19 protein-coding genes and 1 pseudogene are annotated in these 18,690 nt (G+C 73.1%); 5 read left to right on the top strand and 15 right to left on the bottom strand.

Annotated elements, in window-relative coordinates:
- The 4 genes and pseudogenes from B0E54_RS29865 to B0E54_RS29850 form a co-directional block, all read right to left on the bottom strand.
- A pseudogene (locus B0E54_RS29865) lies at positions 1 to 1,206 on the bottom strand (hypothetical protein); the annotation flags it as partial.
- A gap of 47 nt (positions 1,207 to 1,253) precedes the next feature.
- Positions 1,254 to 1,574 carry a divalent-cation tolerance protein CutA gene (gene cutA, locus B0E54_RS29860; protein ID WP_234590601.1) on the bottom strand — a complete coding sequence of 107 codons (321 nt, stop codon included), beginning with the start codon at positions 1,572 to 1,574 and terminating at the stop codon, positions 1,254 to 1,256.
- Positions 1,575 to 1,657: 83 nt separating this feature from the next.
- Entirely contained in the window at positions 1,658 to 2,662 is a 1,005-nt protein-coding gene (locus B0E54_RS29855; RefSeq protein ID WP_234590598.1) for a 1-acyl-sn-glycerol-3-phosphate acyltransferase, read from the bottom strand.
- Entirely contained in the window at positions 2,662 to 3,495 is an 834-nt protein-coding gene (locus B0E54_RS29850) for a patatin-like phospholipase family protein (RefSeq protein WP_234590595.1), read from the bottom strand. The genes B0E54_RS29855 and B0E54_RS29850 overlap by 1 nt, the downstream gene beginning before the upstream one ends.
- 165 nt (positions 3,496 to 3,660) lie before the next feature.
- On the opposite strand from B0E54_RS29850, the gene B0E54_RS29845 reads away from it, so the two are divergent.
- Positions 3,661 to 5,172, top strand: a complete 1,512-nt coding sequence (locus B0E54_RS29845; RefSeq protein WP_234590593.1) for a serine/threonine-protein kinase — start codon at positions 3,661 to 3,663, stop codon at positions 5,170 to 5,172.
- A gap of 15 nt (positions 5,173 to 5,187) precedes the next feature.
- Here B0E54_RS29845 and B0E54_RS29840 read toward each other — a convergent pair whose 3' ends face one another.
- From B0E54_RS29840 to B0E54_RS29800, 9 genes are all read right to left on the bottom strand, one after another.
- Positions 5,188 to 6,243 (bottom strand): glycosyltransferase, encoded by a 1,056-nt coding sequence (locus B0E54_RS29840; protein ID WP_234590604.1) that lies wholly within the window; start codon positions 6,241 to 6,243, stop codon positions 5,188 to 5,190.
- Between the two features lie 157 nt (positions 6,244 to 6,400).
- The gene (locus B0E54_RS29835) at positions 6,401 to 7,066 is read right to left on the bottom strand and encodes a BON domain-containing protein (RefSeq protein WP_234590591.1); all 666 of its coding nucleotides are present in this window, start codon (positions 7,064 to 7,066) and stop codon (positions 6,401 to 6,403) included.
- Between the two features lie 178 nt (positions 7,067 to 7,244).
- The gene (locus B0E54_RS29830; protein ID WP_234590574.1) at positions 7,245 to 8,909 is read right to left on the bottom strand and encodes a S1C family serine protease; all 1,665 of its coding nucleotides are present in this window, start codon (positions 8,907 to 8,909) and stop codon (positions 7,245 to 7,247) included.
- A gap of 62 nt (positions 8,910 to 8,971) precedes the next feature.
- Positions 8,972 to 10,531, bottom strand: coding sequence for a cell wall metabolism sensor histidine kinase WalK (locus B0E54_RS29825; RefSeq protein WP_234590571.1), 1,560 nt, complete (start codon positions 10,529 to 10,531; stop codon positions 8,972 to 8,974).
- Positions 10,528 to 11,229: a response regulator transcription factor gene (locus B0E54_RS29820; protein ID WP_030336721.1), complete on the bottom strand. Its 702-nt coding sequence runs from the start codon at positions 11,227 to 11,229 to the stop codon at positions 10,528 to 10,530. Before B0E54_RS29820 ends, B0E54_RS29825 begins: the two co-directional genes overlap by 4 nt.
- Positions 11,230 to 11,314: 85 nt before the next feature.
- Positions 11,315 to 11,926, bottom strand: coding sequence for a PadR family transcriptional regulator (locus B0E54_RS29815; RefSeq protein WP_234590569.1), 612 nt, complete (start codon positions 11,924 to 11,926; stop codon positions 11,315 to 11,317).
- Complete coding sequence (locus B0E54_RS29810; RefSeq protein WP_234590567.1) at positions 11,923 to 12,747, bottom strand: DUF4097 family beta strand repeat-containing protein; 825 nt, start codon at positions 12,745 to 12,747, stop codon at positions 11,923 to 11,925. Before B0E54_RS29810 ends, B0E54_RS29815 begins: the two co-directional genes overlap by 4 nt.
- Before the next feature lie 294 nt (positions 12,748 to 13,041).
- Complete coding sequence (locus tag B0E54_RS29805) at positions 13,042 to 13,974, bottom strand: 1-acyl-sn-glycerol-3-phosphate acyltransferase (protein WP_234590565.1); 933 nt, start codon at positions 13,972 to 13,974, stop codon at positions 13,042 to 13,044.
- A complete protein-coding gene (locus B0E54_RS29800; protein ID WP_234590563.1) occupies positions 13,971 to 14,747 on the bottom strand; it encodes a GNAT family N-acetyltransferase in 777 nt (258 codons plus the stop codon). Before B0E54_RS29800 ends, B0E54_RS29805 begins: the two co-directional genes overlap by 4 nt.
- A gap of 150 nt (positions 14,748 to 14,897) precedes the next feature.
- Between B0E54_RS29800 and B0E54_RS29795 the strand changes: the two genes are divergently transcribed.
- The 3 genes from B0E54_RS29795 (at position 14,898) to B0E54_RS29785 (ending at position 17,439) form a co-directional block, all read left to right on the top strand.
- Positions 14,898 to 15,542 (top strand): hypothetical protein, encoded by a 645-nt coding sequence (locus B0E54_RS29795; RefSeq protein ID WP_234590561.1) that lies wholly within the window; start codon positions 14,898 to 14,900, stop codon positions 15,540 to 15,542.
- Positions 15,543 to 15,682: 140 nt separating this feature from the next.
- On the top strand, positions 15,683 to 16,618 hold the full coding sequence (locus tag B0E54_RS29790) for an ABC transporter ATP-binding protein (protein WP_234590559.1): 936 nt from the start codon (positions 15,683 to 15,685) through the stop codon (positions 16,616 to 16,618).
- Positions 16,615 to 17,439 carry an ABC transporter permease subunit gene (locus tag B0E54_RS29785; RefSeq protein WP_234590544.1) on the top strand — a complete coding sequence of 275 codons (825 nt, stop codon included), beginning with the start codon at positions 16,615 to 16,617 and terminating at the stop codon, positions 17,437 to 17,439. The genes B0E54_RS29790 and B0E54_RS29785 overlap by 4 nt, the downstream gene beginning before the upstream one ends.
- 87 nt (positions 17,440 to 17,526) lie before the next feature.
- Here the strand turns inward: B0E54_RS29785 and B0E54_RS29780 are convergent, their stop codons facing one another.
- Positions 17,527 to 17,934, bottom strand: coding sequence for a hypothetical protein (locus tag B0E54_RS29780; protein ID WP_234590542.1), 408 nt, complete (start codon positions 17,932 to 17,934; stop codon positions 17,527 to 17,529).
- Positions 17,931 to 18,269 carry a hypothetical protein gene (locus tag B0E54_RS29775; protein WP_234590539.1) on the bottom strand — a complete coding sequence of 113 codons (339 nt, stop codon included), beginning with the start codon at positions 18,267 to 18,269 and terminating at the stop codon, positions 17,931 to 17,933. Before B0E54_RS29775 ends, B0E54_RS29780 begins: the two co-directional genes overlap by 4 nt.
- Positions 18,270 to 18,527: 258 nt before the next feature.
- Between B0E54_RS29775 and B0E54_RS32965 the strand changes: the two genes are divergently transcribed.
- Positions 18,528 to 18,690 (top strand): hypothetical protein (locus tag B0E54_RS32965; RefSeq protein ID WP_374109331.1); only part of this gene is annotated, 163 nt, incomplete at its 3' end.

Here is an 18,690-nt window from a genome sequence, read left to right as displayed (position 1 = left end):
CGGCCCGGGACGCCAGCCGGTCGGCAACAGCCGCACCGCCCCGGCCAGAACGAGCGCGACCATCGCCGCCGCGAGCAGCAGCAACGACGGCCGCAGCTCACCCACCGGGCGCAGCACCGCGGCGGCGAGCACCGGCATCAGCAGGCCGGCGGCCACCGCCCGCGCCGCTGTGCTGCCGACCAGCAACGCCGCGACGAGCCCGGTCACCACGACCAGCAGCATCGGCACGCCGGCCAGCAACGGCGACCCCGCCGACCGCCCCAGCACCAACGGCACCAACGCACACGCGGCGGCGCCGACCAGCGCGCCGCCGTGACCCAGCCCGGCGAATATCCGACCGGCGAGCCGGCGCGCGCCGTCCCCATCGCGCAGCGCGACCAGCACCGCCAGATTCAGCACTGCCACCCCGAGCAGCACCAGCACCCAGCCGCCCGCACCGGGGTCGGCCGGCGCCGCGAGCAACGGCAGCACCGGTTGCGCGACCGCGAGGCCCGCGAACCAGGGCCCGGTCAACCCGCTCAACCGGCCGTACGCCACGAAGACCAACGCGCTGACTCCCCCGACCAGCGCGGCGTACCTGGCGCCCGGCCACCCGGTCACGTGACCCAGGTCCACCGACCAGGCGGCGTACCCGTCGAGCAGCACCAGCAGCAGCCCCACCGCGGCGAACGTCTCCGCCGTGCCCCGCAAACCCCGGCGGACCGCCAGCAGCGGGCCGGCCAGGACGAGCGTCGTGACCGCCGCCAGGATCAGCGCCCGGCCACCGACCCCCACGGACGCCCAGGCAACCGCGGTGAAGACCACGGCCGCGGTGCCGAGCAGAAGTCCACCGAGGACGAACAGCAACCACTGGACCGTCCGGGTCGACGTCTCCGCCGCGCCGGGCGGCGCGTGCTCCGCCACACGAAGGGGCGGCGGCGACATGACGACCGGCGCCGGCCCGACGACCGGCGCCCCCGCCGCCAACCCCGCGCGGACGACCGCCGCCAGCTCGGCCCGCCGCCGCGAGGTGGCCGCCAGTCGACCAGCCAACTCGGTGTACGTCCGATGGGCCCGCTCCACCTCCGGACCGAGCCGATCCACCTCCCGCCCCAGTCGGACCACCTCGGCCGCGATTCGGTCCGGCGGGCGGCGGCAACCGGCGCAACCGGCGTTCAGGTCGGCCGGGGCGCCGCAGGCGGGGCAGGGATAGCGGGTGTCGTCCACCCGGTCATCATCGAAAACCGGCGGCGGACGGCCCAGAGTGCGCGTACCTAGGGTCGGGTGTGGTCGTGCACCCAGGCCGCGTACCCGGGATCGCCACTGTCCACCCGCGACACCAAGATCTCCGGGACCTCGTACGGATGGCTGGCCCGGATCTGGTCCACCAGCGCGGCCAACCGGTCCGGCGCGGTCTTGAACTGCACGGACCACTCGGTGCTCGTCTCCACCCCGGAGCGCCACCAGTAGGTGCTGTCCACCTGACCGCCGACCTGAGCACAGGCGGCGAGCCGCCCGGCGACGGCCGCGGCCGCCAGCACGTCCGCAACCGAACGCGCATCCACCACAGTCGTCACCACGCAGATCTGGTCCACGAGCGCACCCTACGCGGCGACGAGGTGCTGAGCCCGCTTTTCGTTCGCGACTGCGGGGCTCCGCTCCGCTGCACTCCTCGCGCTCACCGATTGGCGGCAATCCATGTGTCAATCTGCGCCCACCAGTCGAAGAGCCAGTCGATGCGCTGCTGCCGGTCGGTCGGCACCTCCTCCGGGGGCACCGACCAGAACCGCATCACGATCCGCTTGTCCATCGGCAGTTCCCGCCACACGTCGGCGACTGTGCTCATCCGGTCGAGTCCGGTGTGGGCGACGAAGATGACCCCGGCGTCGGGGGCGGCGTCCAGGGCGGCGAGCACCCCGCCCGGCTGCGGGGCGAGCACGTGGCGCATCCGTTCGGCGCGCTGCGCCATCCGCTCCAGGCCGAGGGACCGCAGCCGGGCGATGGCCCGCAGTCGACGCTTGGGGGTGAAGTTGCCGCCCTCCGGGAAGATCACGAAGGCGTCGTTGTCGTCCAGGCCGGCGGCCAGGTGCCCGACCTGGCGTACCGTCTCCTCGCCGCGCTCCGGTGTCGGCGCGATGAACCGGTTGGGCAGGCGGTTGAGCAGCACGTCGATCGCCGGGTCCCACTGGAGGCTGTCCTTGAGCACGATCCGCGGCTCCCGGTTGAACCAGTTGACCAGACCGTGGATCAGGATGAACGAGTCACCCGGCCCGGCGTGCCGGCAGAGCACCAGCTCGGGCCGGCCGGGCAGCGCCGTGTCCGGGTCCGTGCCGACCACGTCGATGTGCAGCCGCAGCGACCAGCGGGCCTGCCAGAACAGCACCCGCAGGAACCAGCCGGCCAGCACGTAGTGCGCGCGCTGGAAGGCCGGGGACCGGCTGCGCCAGCCGAACCCGGACGCCAGCCACAGGACGAACAACGCGAGCAGCGCCGCAGCGTCCCACACCAGGTAGACGCAGCCGATCCAGAGCAGGCGCAGGGGGCGCAGCCGGCCCGGGACCAGCGGCGAGGCGGCCGCCGCGAGCAGCGCCCAGACCGGCAGCGTGGTCACCACGGCGATCGCGAGCAGCACCACGGCGGGGGCGATCAGCAGCCGCCGCAGCCACCTCGGGGGCAGCGGCATCAACGCTCCACGTTGGTGGCGAGGTAGCGGCGCGAAGCGGTGTACGCCCGGCTGATCCGCCGTCCCACCGCCGCCATGTCCCGGTACGCCCACGGTGTGTCGTCGCGTGGGTTCAGCCCTCCGGTCGGCAGGACGTGCACCTCCACCCCCTCGGGCAGCGCGGCCATCTCACGGAAGAAGCGGTGCCGGCGGGAAATCTCGAACGCGACCTGCGCGATCTCCCACGGCCGCCGAGGTGGCGTCAGCTCCCGTTCGATCCGGCCCACCTGCAGGACGAAAATCTGGCCGGCGCCCGCGGCCACCGCCTCGCCGATCGGGATCGAGTTGACGATGCCGCCGTCCACGTAGTGCGCGCCGTCGATCTCCATCGGCGGGAGCAGGCCCGGCACCGAGGCCGACGCCATCACCGCCGGCACCACCGGGCCGCTGGAGAACCAGTGCTCGGCGGCCCGCTCGATGTGCGCGGCGCAGCAGCGGAACGGCACACGCAGGTCGGCGAAGGTGGTGTCGACGCCCAGTTCGGATTCCAGCAGCCGGCGCAACGGCCGGGGCGAGTGCAGATGGGTGCGGGCGGCGAAGCGGCGCAGTTGCCGGGCGACCGAGTCGCCGTACACCTCGCTGGCCTCGGGTGAGGCCCAGAGGCGGACCAGCCGGTCGGTCACCGCCTCGGACGGGTCGGCGGCGACCAGCGCGCCGTTGACCGCGCCGATCGACGTGCCGAGCACCATGTCGGGTTGGATGCCGGCGCGGAACAGGGCCCGCAACATGCCCACCTCGACGGCGCCGAGCACCCCGCCGCCACCGAGAACGAACGCCACCGGTCCCCCCGCCATGTCCCCATCCTGGCACGCGCCCGCCGACCACCAGTGGGCCGCCGTCCGCCGGCCGGTGGACGTACCCGGCCACCGTCCGTCGACCATCCGGCGCATCGGCGTTGACAGGCCGGACACATTCGCGCAACCTGATACCGCTCCCACCCCCGAGGGCAGGTGCGATCCGTGAAGGCAGCGCTGCATCCGGGCCGATTGCTGGCCCGCAGGTACCGACTCATCGACCAGATCGGTGCCGGCGGCATGTCGGTGATCTGGCGCGCGCGGGACGAGGTGCTCGACCGCGTCGTGGCGCTCAAGGTGCTCGCGCCCTCGCTCGCCGCCGACGCGCGGTTCCGCGACATGGTGCGGGAGGAGGCGCGCGCCGCCGCCCAGCTGGTGCACCCGCACGTGACGTCGGTACACGACTACGGCGAGACGGTAGACCCGGACGGGTCCATCACCTCGTTCGTGGTGATGGAGCTGCTCAGCGGCGAGGAGTTGGAGCTGCGGCTCACCGAGGGCCCGCTGCCGTGGCCGGAGGCGGTCGAGGTGGGCGCCCAGGTCGCGGACGCGCTGGCCGCCGCGCACCGGCTCGGCATCGTGCACCGCGACATCACCCCGGCCAACGTCATGATGACCGCGATGGGGGTGAAGGTCCTCGACTTCGGCATCGCCACCCGGATCGGCGCACCGGACGAGGACGAGGACGGCGGCACGTTCGGCACCCCGGCGTACGTGGCCCCGGAACGGCTCGACGGCGCACCCGCCCAGCCGGCCACCGACGTCTACTCGCTCGGCGTTCTGCTGTACGAGGCGTTGACCGGCCGCGTGCCGTACCCGGCGGACACCTGGGAGCAGCTCAGCGCCGCACTGGCCGACGGCCCGCCGCCGACCCTGGCCAACGTGCCGGACGTGCCCGCGCCGGTGGCCCGGATCTGCCTGCGGAGCCTCTCGCGGGAGCCGGCGGACCGGCCGACGGCCCGGCAGCTCGCCACCGCGCTGCGCGGCCACGTCCTGCCGCCCGACCCACCGACCGCGACGATCAGGGTGCCCACCCTGGCCCTGCCGACGAGCCTCGGGATGGCGCACGCGGGCGACGCGACGACACCGCCGGCGAACGACGTGCCGACGCCGCAGATGGACGACGTGCCGACGCCGGCCGGCGCGGAGCCCGGCCGGTCCCGCCGGCAGCTGGCGCTGCTGGTCCTGATCCCGGTGGCGCTGGCGGTAGGTGTGGCGCTGGCCGGTGCGGCACTGCTGCCCGACCAGCAGCCGGATCGCCGGGCCCAGCCGTCGGCCGGCCCGGTGACGCCCGCGCCTACCGACCCGCCGAGCGGTCCGCCGACCGACCCGCCGGCCACCGAGCCGTCCCGGCCGACCCCGGCACCGTCGTCGCCACCGGCCACCCGCGCGCCCACGGGCGAGCCGGGCACCCTCGTGGAGGCCGCCAACCGTGTCGACGGTTTGATCGACGCCGGCCTGCGCGACGGGGAGATCCGCGGCGATGTCGGCCTCGACCTGCGCAACGAGCTGCGCAACCTGCTGGCCGCCGCCGGGTCCGACCGGGACGAGCTGGCCCGACCGGTGGCCCGGCTGCGCGAGAAGGTCACGGTCCGGCTCGGCGAGGGGGCGATCAGCCCGGCGTACGCACAGCGGCTGGACGCCGCCATCGCCGAGCTGGGCGCGGCACGGGTCTGACCCGGGGCGGCACCGTCAGCGGACGGCGACGGGTGCCGTGTCCCGGACGGCGGGCCGCCCGAGGGCGAAGCGCCGGTAGACGTCCTCGTAGCCGTACGCCATCCGCTCGACCGAGAAGTTCTCGGCGACGTGCGCCACGCAGTCCTGCGGGTCCAGCTCCCGGGCGGCCAGCAGAGCGGCGGGCAGCTCGGCGGGCTGCCCGCAGACCAGCCCGGTGAGTCCGGGCCGGACCAGTTCGGGCACCGCGCCCCGGTCGAGCGCGACCACCGGCGTACCGGTCGCCATCGCCTCCAGCATCACCATGCCGAACGGCTCCTCCCACTGGATCGGCATGATCAGGCAACGGGCGTCGACGAGCATCCGCAGGGTCTCGGCGCGGTCGGCGTTGAGCACCACCGACACGTCCTCGTCGAGCAGCGGCGCGACGACCTGCTCGTAGTAGCGCCGTTCGGCCGGCTCGTTGCACTTGCCGGCCAGCAGCAGCGGCAGGCCGGCCTCCCGGCAGGCGCGGATGGCGATGTCCGGGCCCTTGTCCGGGCTGAACCGGGCCAGCCACAGCACCGGTCCGGGGCCGGGCGCGGTCTTGCGCGGAAAACCGCGCAGGTCCAGCGCGTTGTGCACGGTGCCGGCCCAGGGCAGGCCCGTGTTGAGTCGGCGTTGGGCGTGCGAGATGGCCACCAGGGCGACGTTCTCGTCGGCGTCGCCGAGCACGTCGCCGTACTCCCCCACCGGGTTGCCGTGCACCGTCGCCACCGTCGGCACGGACCGGCGGCCGGCCACGAGCGGGCCGATCGTGGTGTGGTCGTGGATCACGTCGAAGTCGGCCGGCGTGATCATGCTCTTCACACGGGCCAGGTGCGCGAGCTCCGGCAGTGACTCGCCGAGCCGCTCGTACTGGACCTGGGCGATTGTGGAGACGAATCCGCTGGCGGCGGTGCCGTGCTGCTCGCCGGCACCGAACAGCGTCACCGCGTGCCCGTGGGCGCTCAACGCGTCCACCAGGCAGGCCACCACCTGCTCCAGGCCGCCGTAGCCGGGCGGCGGCACGGACAGCCATGGCGGGACCACCATCGCGATGCGCAACGACCGCTCCGGCGAGCGGTCGGCGGGCGGGTGGTTCACGGCCACGAGTCCTCCCCGTTGATCCCCGATCGGGTATCGCCGTCGGTCGGCATGGTCCGCGGCGGTTTCCCCACCCGGCCTCCGGTAAACCGGACAAGACGGACGCTTACCCGCCGACCAGGAGTTGGTCGTGCACGACTCGTACGCCCGGCGCCGACCACGCCACCCGCTCCACCTGGTCCCGTTCCCACCAGGAGCGGACCACCCCGGCGAGGACCAGCGTGTCCCCGTCCACCTCCACCGTCACCCGCTCCGCGCCGAGCGTGCGCGCCAGGGCACGCCGGACGTCCTGCCGCAGCCGCTCGCCGGCAGGTGGCGCCGACGGCCGCACCTCGACCAGGTTGGTGATTCCCCGTACGCCATCCAGCCGGCGCAGCTCCCCCTCGGCGGCCCGGCGCTGCCACCCGAACTCGACCTCGCCGCGCAGCATCAACCAACCGTTGGCCACTGTGACGTCCAACCGTTCGGCGGGCACGAAACTGTCCCACTCCAGGGCCCGGGCCGCGGCGAGGGCGATATCGCCGTCGGTACGCCCCGGTGTCCCCGGCAGCCGTACCTCGATCTGGTCGGCCACCACGCGCACGCCCCGCACCCGTTGGGCGCAGCGGGTCGCGGCCCACGCACGGGCTGCGCCGTCCACGAACCCGGTAAGCGTGACCACCCCCTGGTCGACGGCCACCCCGATCTCGTTCGGTAGCAGCTGCGGATCCCAGGCCAGCTCGGCCAGGACCTCGCGCTGGATCCGCTCGTCGTCGACATCAGACCCGCTCACGGTCCACCCCCGTACGCTCGCCGGCTCGCCTGCCGACCGTGCCGCTCGTACGGGTGACGGCGGTTCACCCCGTGAGGGTGAACCGCCGTCCGGGCGGAAAAAGAGCGGCGGGTGACGGAGCCGACCCCCTCGGCCCCGCCACCCGCCGCCGGAGGGAGGAGACAGGTTCAGTTGTCGGTCAGGACGTCTCGGCGAGCGTCACGGTGGCCGTCTTCTCGGCGCCGTTGCGCTTGAAGTGCACCTCGACCCGGTCGCCGACCTTGCCGGCCTGCACCGCGCCGACCAGGTCGTCGGAGTCGTTGATCACCTTGTCGCCGAAGCGGGTGACCACGTCGCCGCGCTGGAGGCCGGCCTTCTCGGCGGCGCTGCCCGCGGTGACCGAGGCGACCAGCGCGCCGCCGCCCTCGGCCTGGTTGACGCCGACCCCGAGCGACGGGTGGCTGACCTTCTCGCCGCGCTGGAGCTTGCCGGCGACGTCCTTGGCCTTGTTGCTGGGGATGGCGAAGCCGACGCCGATGTTGCCGGTGCTCTGCCCGGAGGTGGCGATGGCGGTGTTGACGCCGATCACCTCACCCCGGGTGTTGACCAGCGCGCCACCGGAGTTGCCGGGGTTGATCGGCGCGTCGGTCTGCAGCAGCCCGGAGATCGAGCTGACGGCCTGGCTCTGCTGGTTCGGGTCCTGCTGCTGGCCCTCGCCGGCCCGGATGGTGCGGTCCCGGGCGCTGAGGATGCCCGCCGTCACCGAGCCCTGGAGGCCGAGCGGGCTGCCCAGGGCGAGCACCTGGTCGCCGACCTGCATGGCGTCGCTGTCGCCGAACGTGGCCGGCTTGAGGTCGCTCACCCCGTTGGCCTTGACCACTGCCAGGTCGGTCTTCGGGTCGGTGCCGACGATCTTCGCCTGGACGTTCCTGCCGTCGGCGAAGACGACCTGCACGGTGTCCCCGCTGGCGGAGGCGACCACGTGGTTGTTGGTGAGCACGTAGCCGTCGGCGCTCAGGACCACGCCGGAGCCCTCGCCGCTGTCGGTGGCGATGGAGACGACGCTGTCCTGTACGGACGCGGCGATCTTCGGCAGGTCGGCGCTGTTGAGCACGGGGGCCGCGGAGTAGGTGCGGGTGACGCCGCCGTTGTCGCCGTCGAGGGCGAGCGCGAGCGCCCCACCGGCGACGCCGGAGCCGAGCATCAGGGCGAACACCGCGACGCCGGCGCCGGCGAACTTGGCGATCCGGCCCGGCCGGGGCCCGGAGCCGGGCGGCGTGGCCTGCGGGCCCCACGGCGGCACGGGCTGCCCCGGGTGGTGCTGCTGGTGCTGCTGGTGCTGGGCGTGCTGGGGGTAGGCCGCGCCCGGCTGGCCCCCGCCGGCCCAGCCGGACTGCTGGCCCGCGTGCCAGCCGGCGCCCGGGTACTGGCCGGCGGCCGGCTGCGGGTAACCGGAGTAGCCGGGCTGGGCCGGGTAGCCAGGCTGGCCGGAGTGGCCGGGCGCCGGGTGGCCGGAGACCGGGTACGGCGGCGCGGATCCACCGGCGGCGGTCGGCGGCTCGTACCCCGTGGGCTGACCCACGGTCGGCGGCTCGTACCCGGTCGGCTGACCCACGGTCGGCGGCTCGTACCCGGTCGGCTGCCCGGCGTGGAGGTCGGACCCGGTCGGTCCGTCGGAAGCGGCGGGCACGGCCGGAGTGGCGACGGTGGGCGCGGTGTCCCCGTCGGTCGAGACGACCGGAACGGGGGTGGTCGGAGAGTCGGACTGCGCGCGCTCGTCGCGCGGCAGCTCGGCGGTGGGGTGCGACGGCTCGGCGTCGATGGGGGCCGGCCGGCGCTGCGGGTCGGACTCGAACTCGGTCATGGGACTACCTTCTCCCCCGGCACTGCAATCAACCTGGAACCGTCCTGGAAGTTGGCTGAAAGTCACTCGCCCAGGTCGTCGCCCCTGGGCACCTGCGGCAGCCGGACCCGGAAGGTGGCTCCGCCACCGGGCGTCTCGAGCACCTCGACCGAGCCGTGGTGGGCGGCGACCAACGCCGCCACGATGGCCAGGCCGAGGCCGGTGCCGGTGTTGCCGTCGGCCCGTCGGGTCCGGGCCGCGTCGGCCCGGTAGAACCGCTCGAAGACCCGCTCGGACTGTTCCGGGGAGAGACCGGGGCCGGTGTCGATGACCTCCACGACGGCGAGGTTGCCCGCCTCGGCGCGCAGACGCACGCTGACGTCGGCTTCCGGCGGGGTGTGGGTCAGCGCGTTGGTCACCAGGTTGCCGATGATCTGCCGCAGCCGGGCGTCGTCGGCGTAGACGACGAGCGGGCCGGAACCGGGCTCGATCTCCAGCTCGATCCGCCGGTCCGGGGCGACCGCGCGAGCAGCCTGCACGGCGTCGGAGGCCAGGACCGGCAGCTCCACCGGGGCCAGCGAGAGCGGGCGTTCCCGGTCCAGCCGGGCGAGCAGCAGCAGATCCTCGACCAGCAGACCCATCCGGGCAGCCTCGTCCTCGATGCGGCGCAGCAGCCCGGCGGTCTGCTCCGGCGCGCGGGCCGCGCCCTGGCGGTACAGCTCGGCGAAGCCACGGATGGTGGTCAGCGGGGTCCGCAGTTCGTGCGAGGCGTCCGCCACGAACTGCCGCATCCGCTCCTCGGAGCGTCGGGCCCGCGCCTCGGACGCCTGGGCTGCGGCTGCCGCGTCCCGGGCGGTGCTCTCCGCCGAGCGGGCCGCCGTCTCCGAGGCCGCCCGGGCGGTGAACGCCGCCTCGATCTGGGTGAGCATCGCGTTCAGCGCGCGGGAGAGCCGGCCCAGCTCGGAGGTGGGATGCTCCTGCCCCTGCTCCGGGTCGGGCACCCGGCGGGTCAGGTCACCACCGGCGATGGCGGCGGCGGTCCGTTCGATCTCCACGAGGGGCTTGAGGCTGGTCCGCACGATCGCCGCGCCTACCGACGCGAGCAGGATCAGCACCGCGCTGCCGACCAGCAGGTCGATCCAGGCCAGCCGCTTGACGGCGAGGTCGACGTCGGTCAGATGCTCGCCGATCGCCGCCATCTGACCGTTGGGTATCTCCGTGTAGAGCATCCGCCAGCGCACCGAGCTGTCCCGGGCGTGAACGGTGAACGGATCACCGTGGATCTGCTCCTCGGTCTGGAACCCAGCGGCGTCGCTCGGCCACGGCGGCAGATCGCTCACCGTGAAGCGAGAATCGTCATAGACGGAAAACTGCACCTTGCCGGTGGTCGTGTTGGTCAGCACCACCAGATAGTCGCTGGGCAGCGAGACGCCGTTCGACTTCGGCGTGATGGACTGGATCCGGTTTGCCGTGTCCCGCAGTTCGAGGTCGATCTGGCCGACCAGATAGCTGTGCAGGAAGTACGCGGTCGAGACGCTGATCACCACCAGGGCGCCGGAGACCAGCGCGAGCACCGAGGCGACCAACTTCACCCGCAGTGGTACGCCGCGGACCCGTCCCTTCGCCTGCGCGACCGCGTTCACGCCGCCGGCTTGCGGAGCACGTACCCCACGCCGCGCAGGGTGTGGATCAGCCGGGGCTGGGTGGTGTCGACCTTGCGCCGCAGGTAGGAGATGTAGGACTCGACGATGTTGTCGTCACCGCGGAAGTCGTAGTTCCAGACGTGGTCGAGGATCTGCGCCTTGGACAGCACCCGGTTGGCGTTGAGCATGAGGTAGCGCAGCAGCTTGAACTCGGTCGGCGAGAGCTGCACCCGCTGCCCGGCCCGGTGCACCTCGTGGGTCTCCTCGTCCAGCTCCAGGTCGGCGAAGGTGAGCCGGGAGGGGGCCTGCTCGCCGGTGGTGGTGCGGCGCAGCACGGCGCGGATCCGGGCGGTCAGCTCCTCCAGGCTGAACGGCTTGGTGACGTAGTCGTCGCCGCCCAGGGTGAGCCCGCGGATCTTGTCGTCGGTGGCGTCCCGGGCGGTCAGGAACACCACCGGGGTCCGCGTGCCGCCCTCGCGCAGCATCCGGATGACCTCGAAGCCGTCCAGGTCCGGCAGCATGACGTCGAGCACGACCAGGTCGGGCCGGTGGTCCTTGGCGGCGTTGAGGGCCGCGCTGCCGCTGGTCGCGGTGGCCACGTCGAAGCCCGCGAACCGCAGGCTCGCGGAGAGCAGTTCGAGGATGTTGGGGTCGTCCTCGACGACGAGGAGTCGCGCCTCGGTCTGGGTAGCGGGCATGGGCCCAATCATCGGTGACCTCACTGCACCGGCGCTGGACGCTCGCTGGAAAAACCCTGTGAGTCGCCGGGCGGCCGGGCGGGCGTCAGCGCAGCAGCCGGCGCAGCCCGTCCAGGGCGCCGTCGAGCAGCCGGATCGCCGTGCGCAGTTGAGTGTCGCTGAACTGCCGCGCCCGTGCCAGACGGCTCACCTCGGCGGTGAACGAGGCCAGCCGCTTGTCGAACTCGTCGAGCAGGGCGTCGCGTGGCGCGTCGGCCGGCGGGGGCCGGTAGGACGACGCGGGCGGCTCCCACCGCGTACGCCGGGTCTGCCGGGTGGCCTCGCTCAGCTCCCGCTTGAGGTCGCGCGTCGAGCCGCGCACCTCGCTGCGGATCTCGCTGGCCAGGGTGGAGAGGTCCGCCACCGAGGCCGCGATGTCCGCTTCCAACGCGGCCAGCTCACCGGCGCGCTGGCGCAGCTCGGCGAGGCCGGCGTCGGTGATGGCGTACGTCTTGCGCCCCCCGGCGGCGGTGTGGCTCACCAACCCCTCGGCCTCCAGCCGTTGCAGCCGGGGGTAGATGGTGCCGGCGCTGGGCGCGTAGAGCCCGAGGAACCGGTCCTCCAGGAGACGGATCAGCTCGTAGCCGTGCTTGGGGCCGTCGTCGAGGAGCTTGAGCAGATAGAGCCGGAGCCGCCCGTGGCTGAACACGGCGGTCACGGCAACTCCTCCTCGTCGGCGGCCACCGGTCGGGCGAGGAGCGAGATGCTTCCCGACGTCGCGGAGGCCCAGAGCTTACCTTCGCCGGCGCCGAGCACTCCCTCGCTGCTCGGCAGCGGGAATCGCGAGTTGCGCACCTGCGGGAAGCCGCTGGTGATCCGGCCGGAGGCGGTGTTCAGCCGGACGGCGAGGTCGCTGTCCTCGCGGACCCGGACGGTGATGCTGCCCGAGATGGTGGTGAGCTGGATCTCGCTGCGCCGGGGGTTGTCCAGGTCGCAGGTGATCGCGCCGGAGACGGTCTGCGCCCGCACCCGGTCGGCGGCGCTGTCGGCGAGGATCACCTCCCCCGAGACGGTCTCCAGGGTGAGGTCACCGCGTACGCCGAGCGCCTCCACGGGCCCGGAGGTGATCTTCGCGGAGGTGTTGCCGCGCAGGCCCATCAGGGTGATCTGGCCGGAGACCACGTGGGCCGTGGTCTGCCGGCGCAGGCCGGAGGCGACCAGCGACCCGGAGACCAGGTCCAGGTCGGCGAGGACATCGGCAGGCACGGCGACGGAGACGTCCACCCGCGGATAGCGGTGGATCATCTGGAACCACCGCAGGACCTCCGACCAGCCGTGCCCGCGTTCCTGTCGGATGCTGAGCCGGCCGTCGGAGTGGTCGATCAGGACGGGTCGACGGCCGACCTGGGTGACGTCGATCCGGGTCGGGCCGTCGGTGGCGACCACGTTGAGTCGTCCACTGATCAGGCGGACGTCCAGCCGGGTGACCGGGCCGTCCACGGTGAGCCGCTGCGGGCTGCCGACCGTCCATCCGGCCATGACGTCCTCCCCTCGACGACGCGCCCACGCGCGCCGACGAGGAAACCGTAACGCGATACATCGCGACACACAAGACTGTCGCGAGTCGTCACCGCGACCCTGCCCACGGCGTCAGCCACCAGCCCCGGCCTCCAACGACGAGGGAAAGGGGCGCTCCGAGCGCCTCCTTTGCTCTGCTTCAACCCACGCAACACTTGCGGCCCGCTTGTGTTGCTTGGGTTGAAGCAGAGCAAAGGGCGATCCGACCTACTCCGGCGCCGGAATCGGAGCGTGCTCACGTGGTGGGTCCTCCTCTCAGGCCGCCAGGTCGAGGTCCCGGCCGGCAGGCACCTGCGGCACGGAACCCGCCGGGGCAATGGTGGGGACCGGCCGCAGCCGGGTCCGCGTCGGGACAACCGGCACCAGGTGTACGGCCGACTCGGCGGCCCGGGCCAGCAACCGCCGGTCGGCGTCCCGGGCCGGATGCAGCGCACTTGCGATCGTCACCGAGACCACCAGATCCCGCGCCGCGACCACCCGTGCGACCGAGCGCAGCAGGGTGTCCGCGCCGAGGAAGGCGGCGGCCGTTGTCGACGAGCCGGTGGCCGTACACCGGTAGGTCAGCCGCAGCGGCACCACCGGGCTGCCCGCGTCGATGGCGGCCTGGAACATCGCGGGCCGGAAGCCGCCCTCGGGGCGGCACCCGTCCGCGCCGTCCCCGGCACACCAGGTCGTACCCTCGGGAAACACCGCTACCGACCGGCCGGCGTGCAGCGTGTCGGCCAGCCGGCGCACGGTGGCCGGCAGGGCCCGCGGCCGGGACCGGTCCACGAAGACCGTGCCCGCCGCCGCGGCGAGCAGCCCGACCACTGGCCAGGACCGGATCTCCCGCTTCGCCACCATGCGGGTGGGCGCGACCGCCAGGACGGCGAGGATGTCCAGCCACGAGATGTGGTTGGCGACCAGCAGCGCGCGCCGCCGGGGCAGCCGGCCCTTGATCACCAACCGGACGCCGAACGCGCGAACGGTGCCGCGGGCCCAGCCGCGCAGCACCGCCTGCCGCTCGCGCGCCGGCAGCACGGGCAGCAGCACCGCCACTCCCACCCCGGCCAGCAGCATCCCGCTCGCCGCGACCAACCGGAGCACCCGGTGGACCACCGGCACCGTGGGCACCTCGCCGGCCGCCGGCAGGCAGTCGTCGTCGCAGCCCGAGAAGGGCCGCCACAGGTCCCGCGCTCCGGCGGTCACCGCTGGTCCCCGCCCAGGAAGTGCCGCAGGTAGCGCGGGTTCATCCGGTCCAGGGAGAAGAGCACGTAGAAGTCCGCGCACCCGAAGTCCGGGTCGTACGCGGGCTCACCGCAGATCCACGCGCCGAGCCGCAGGTAACCGCGCAGCAGCGGCGGCACCGCCACGCGAGCGGCCGGGTCCGTGGCCGGGGCGGCCGGGGCGGCGGCCGGCTCGGCGAACCACGGGCGCAGCGGGCGCACCCGCAGCGGCGGTGGCGACAGGTGCCGGGCCTGGGCCTGGGCCCACACCCCGGCGACCGTCCGACCGCCGTCGTCGACCGGCACCGAGGCGCAGCCGCCGAGCCACCGCGAGCCGCGCAGGTGCAGGTAGCGGGTGAGCCCCGCCCACATCAGGTTGATCACCGCGCCGGAGCGGTGGTCCGGGTGCACACAGGAGCGACCGGTCTCGACGAGGTCGTCGCGCAGTGGGTCCAGCGCGCCGAGGTCGAACTCGCTCTCGGCGTACCGCCGGTCGGTACGCCCCGGCGGCAGCAGCCGGTAGGTGCCGACCACCTGCCCGGTGCTGTCCTCGCGGACGATGAGGTGATCGCAGTGGGCGTCGAAGGGGTCCACGTCCAACCCGGCGCCGCCGGGTGCGAGGGTGGCGCCCAACTCGGTGGCGAACACCTCGTGGCGCAGGCGTTGCGCGGCCGCGACCTGGGTGGGGTCGTCGGCGATCAGCAGGGTGTATCCGCTGGTCGTCAGGGGTGCGCCAGCGACATGCAGAACGGCCATGGGATCTGTGTAAATGCCCCGGGTTGCCATCGGCGCGCACCACTGGTGTCGACCGGATGAACGCCGGCCGGCGGATGCCTCCGACCGGGCCCGTGCGAGGCTGCCCGACGGGCCGGCGACGGCGCCGCCCCACGCCCACGGAGGTCACCCATGCGCATCGAGTCCCGGTACAACGGGCCCACCGGCTCCGGCAACGGCGGCTGGAGCGCCGGCCTCTTCGCGGCCGAGGGTGGCCCCGGACCGGTGGAGGTGACGCTGCGTCGGCCACCGCCGCTGGAGACGGCGCTGAGCCTGGTCGACGGCGAGGTCCGGGATCCGGCCGGCGAACTGGTGGCCGAGGTCCGGCCCGCCGGCGTCGTGGACGCCGTCGTGCCGCCGGTCGACCGGGAGACGGCGGTGCAGGCTTCCACCCGCTACCCCGGGTTCGTCGAGCATCCGTACCCCGAGTGTTTCGTCTGTGGTCCGCGCCGCGACGACGGGTTGCGGATCTTTCCCGGCCGGTTGCCGGACGGCCGGACCGCCGCGCCGTTTCACGCACCCGAGCAGGTAAGCGACGCCACGGTCTGGGCCGCGCTGGACTGCCCCGGCGGCTGGACGGTGCTCGCGCCCGGCCGCCCGTACCTGCTCGGGCGGATCGCCGCGGTGGTCACCGCCCGGCCGGCGCCGGGCGACGAGTGCGTGGTGACCGGTGCGTTGATCGGTGTCGATGGCCGCAAGGCGCTTGTGCACACCAGCCTGTACGGCCCCGACGGCGCGCTGCTGGGCGCGGCCCGGGCCACCTGGATCGCCCGCTGAGGCCCCGCGGTCGTCCGCAGGGAGGACACGCCTCCGCCCCAAGGGGGACCACGCCGTAGGGACCGGGCCTGATTGACCTTGTTGCTCGGTACCGTCACGCTGTGCCACGGCGTACCTCGACGCCACACGGGAGGAGAATGATGACTGACGGGCAGCGAAGCCCCACCAGCGACGGTCAGATCGTGGTGTCCGGTCTGACGAAGCAGTACAAGAACGTGCGGGCGGTGAACAACCTGTCCTTCACCGTGGCACCGGGGCGGGTGACCGGCTTCCTCGGCCCGAACGGCGCCGGTAAGACCACCACGCTGCGCATGCTGCTGAACCTGGTCACCCCGACCGCGGGTACGGCCACCATCAGCGGTCACCGCTACGCCGACCTCACCGACCCGCTGCGGCACGTCGGGGCGATCCTGGAGGCGTCCAGCGCGCACAAGGGCCGCACCGGCATCAACCACCTGCGGGTGATCTGCGCGGCGGCCGGTCTGCCCCGCTCGCGGGCCGACGAGGCGCTGGAGCTGGTCGGGTTGACCCCGGCGGCGAAGCGCAAGTTCAAGGGCTACTCGCTCGGCATGAAGCAGCGGCTCGGTATCGCCGCCGCGATGCTCGGTGACCCCCGGGTGATGATCCTCGACGAGCCGGCCAACGGGCTGGACCCGGAGGGCATCAGGTGGATGCGCGGGTTCCTCAAGAACCTGGCCCACGAGGGTCGTACGGTGCTGGTCTCCAGCCACCTGCTGTCGGAGATGCAGCTGCTCGCCGACGACGTGGTGATCATCGCGGCCGGGCAGCTCGTCCGGCAGGGGCCGGTCGATCAGGTGCTCGGGTCGATGGCCCAGGGCGCCCAGGTGCGGGTCCGCACCCCGCAGGCCGAGGCGCTGACCACCGCGCTGAAGGCGCAGTCGGCCACCGTCACGACCGACGAGCACGGCGTCCTGCTGGTCTCCGGGGTGGACGCCCCCACGATCGGTCGGGCCGCCCTGGCCGCGGGCGTGGAGCTGCACGAACTGACCACCGAACGACCCGACCTGGAACGGGTCTTCCTGGAGCTGACGGCCGGAAAGGCGGGTATCCGATGAACCTCGTCCGATCCGAGTTGCTCAAGATCCGTACCACCAACACCTGGTGGGTGTTCGCGCTGATCAGCCTGCCGCTGTGGGCGCTCACGCTGCTCATCAACTGGTTGCAGGCCGACGCCCTCACCAGCAACAACTTGGGCGAACTGACGGCCGAGCAGGCCGCACAGGTCGACGCGGCGGCCAGCCCGGACGCGCTCTCGTCGAACCTGTTCACCACCGGGCAGTTCTTCGGCCTGCTGATCGTGATGCTGCTCGGCATCATCGTGGTGACGAGCGAGTTCTTCCACCAGACGGTCACCACCACCTTCCTCACCAACCCGCACCGCACCGCGGTGATGGCCGCCAAGCTGGTCGCGGCGGGCGTGCTGGCGCTGCTGTTCTGGCTGGTCACCACCGTGTTCAACCTGATCGCCGGCTCGGCGGTGCTGAGCGCGGTCGGGATGGACTCACAGTTGGGCAACGACGCGGCCTGGCGGGCGATCGGGTTGAACCTGCTCGCGTACCTGCTGTGGGCGGTGTTCGGCGTGGGCATCGGTGTGCTGATCCGCAGCCAGATCGGCGCCACCGTGACCGGCATCCTGCTCTACCTGGGTGGCTCGATCGGCGCCATCGTGGTGATCAGCGTCCTGGCCGACCGCTGGGGCGACTGGATCAACAACCTGCAACTGCTGGTGCCGTCGCTGGCCTCGTCGCTGATGGTCACCGGGGCGGACATCCCGGGTAACCCGCCGCGCTGGGCGGGCGCCGCCGTGCTCATCGGATACGCGGTGGTCACCGGCGTGGTCGGCACCCTGCTGATGCGCCGGCGCGACATCTCCTGACCGACGCGGGTTTCGGGGTGGCGGCGGCACGGCCGTCGCCCCGGACCCGCTCCGGTCCTGCTCCGATCCCCCCGGACTGCCGGCGTCTCACCCGCCCGGGCAGCCCCGACCGCCGCTGATCGGAATGCACTGGGTGACCACCGGGTCGGGCTCCTGGTCGGCGGGGACGTGGCCGATCAGCGAGCTGGTGGCCATGCTGCCGACCAGCGCGACCGCCACGTACAGCAGCGCCGTCCCGGCGAACGCCCAGGCGAAGTGCCGACGCCAGAGGGCCTCCCCCGCCCAGCCGGCCAGCAGCAGGCCGAGCACCGGAAGCACCCCGTTGAGCAGGAGCCCGGTCGTCAGCACAGCGTCAGTGGTCGCGCCGAACGCCTGCGCATCGTCAGCGTTCGGCGTGTACGGCCTGGACATGCGCCGGATCAGGCCCACCAGCAGCAGGAACGGCACCCCGTAGAGCCAGCCGAAGAAGAGCCCGCCAAGGCCGAGCCGCTTCACGAGCGACCCAGGTACGCGGCGGCGCAGACCCCGACGCTGAGCGCCGCGGCGGTGGTGCCGGCGAGCACCGCCGAGGGGACGAGTCGGACGACAAGCGCGGTCACCAGCGCCGTCACGACCAGCAGCCCGAGGAGCACCGGCGTGCCCCACACCAGACCGACGAACACCAGCGACTCGCCCGGCGACAGGCAGCTGAACCAGGCCGCGCAGTCGTCGTGCGGCGCGCTCGGCACGCTCGTCGTGCCCACCGCCATGGCCGCGATCGCGGTGACGTACCAACCGGCCGCCACCGCCATGCTCCGGCCGTAGCGCCCCCGTGCCCCGTCATGATCCATGCGCCCGATCCTCGCGGACCGCGTCGGCCTGGCGACATCCGTACCGGTACTCAATCTGGCCTTAGCAGCCGGGGACGGGCCGCGCAGGGGTTGGTGAACTTCTGGCATCTTCTGTGAATCCGGCCACCCCATCGAGGCGGAAATGCCTGCGCGATCTGTACGGCGTAGCCTGGGAGTCGTCCTGTCCGTTGTCCATCAATTGGACGCGACGGACACCGCGTGACACACAAACCCGCGTGAAAGAGGCGATTACCGGCCGTGTCGACCCAGCAGACTTCGCAGGAGAACCCACTGGCGGGTTTCGGCCCGAACGAGTGGATCGTCGAGGAGATGTACCAGCGGTACCTCGCCGACCCAACGAGCGTCGATTCGGCCTGGCACGACTTCTTCGCCGACTACCGGCCGGCGCCCGGCGCCGGCA

This window comes from Micromonospora sp. MH99, from assembly GCF_021442385.1.
Lineage (GTDB): Bacteria > Actinomycetota > Actinomycetes > Mycobacteriales > Micromonosporaceae > Micromonospora.
The sequence above is the reverse complement of the archived record's forward strand: the minus strand, read 5'-3'. Positions and strand labels throughout refer to the sequence as shown.

Coding starts and splice junctions, on each gene's coding strand:
- B0E54_RS29855 (WP_234590598.1), bottom strand. CDS start 2,662: ATGCCGCTGCCCCCGAGGTGGCTGCGGCGGCTGCTGATCGCCCCCGCC.
- B0E54_RS29850 (WP_234590595.1), bottom strand. CDS start 3,495: ATGGCGGGGGGACCGGTGGCGTTCGTTCTCGGTGGCGGCGGGGTGCTC.
- B0E54_RS29840 (WP_234590604.1), bottom strand. CDS start 6,243: ATGGTGGTCCCGCCATGGCTGTCCGTGCCGCCGCCCGGCTACGGCGGC.
- B0E54_RS29830 (WP_234590574.1), bottom strand. CDS start 8,909: ATGACCGAGTTCGAGTCCGACCCGCAGCGCCGGCCGGCCCCCATCGAC.
- B0E54_RS29820 (WP_030336721.1), bottom strand. CDS start 11,229: ATGCCCGCTACCCAGACCGAGGCGCGACTCCTCGTCGTCGAGGACGAC.
- B0E54_RS29810 (WP_234590567.1), bottom strand. CDS start 12,747: ATGGCCGGATGGACGGTCGGCAGCCCGCAGCGGCTCACCGTGGACGGC.
- B0E54_RS29800 (WP_234590563.1), bottom strand. CDS start 14,747: ATGGCCGTTCTGCATGTCGCTGGCGCACCCCTGACGACCAGCGGATAC.
- B0E54_RS29795 (WP_234590561.1), top strand. CDS start 14,898: ATGCGCATCGAGTCCCGGTACAACGGGCCCACCGGCTCCGGCAACGGC.
- B0E54_RS29790 (WP_234590559.1), top strand. CDS start 15,683: ATGACTGACGGGCAGCGAAGCCCCACCAGCGACGGTCAGATCGTGGTG.
- B0E54_RS29785 (WP_234590544.1), top strand. CDS start 16,615: ATGAACCTCGTCCGATCCGAGTTGCTCAAGATCCGTACCACCAACACC.
- B0E54_RS29775 (WP_234590539.1), bottom strand. CDS start 18,269: ATGGATCATGACGGGGCACGGGGGCGCTACGGCCGGAGCATGGCGGTG.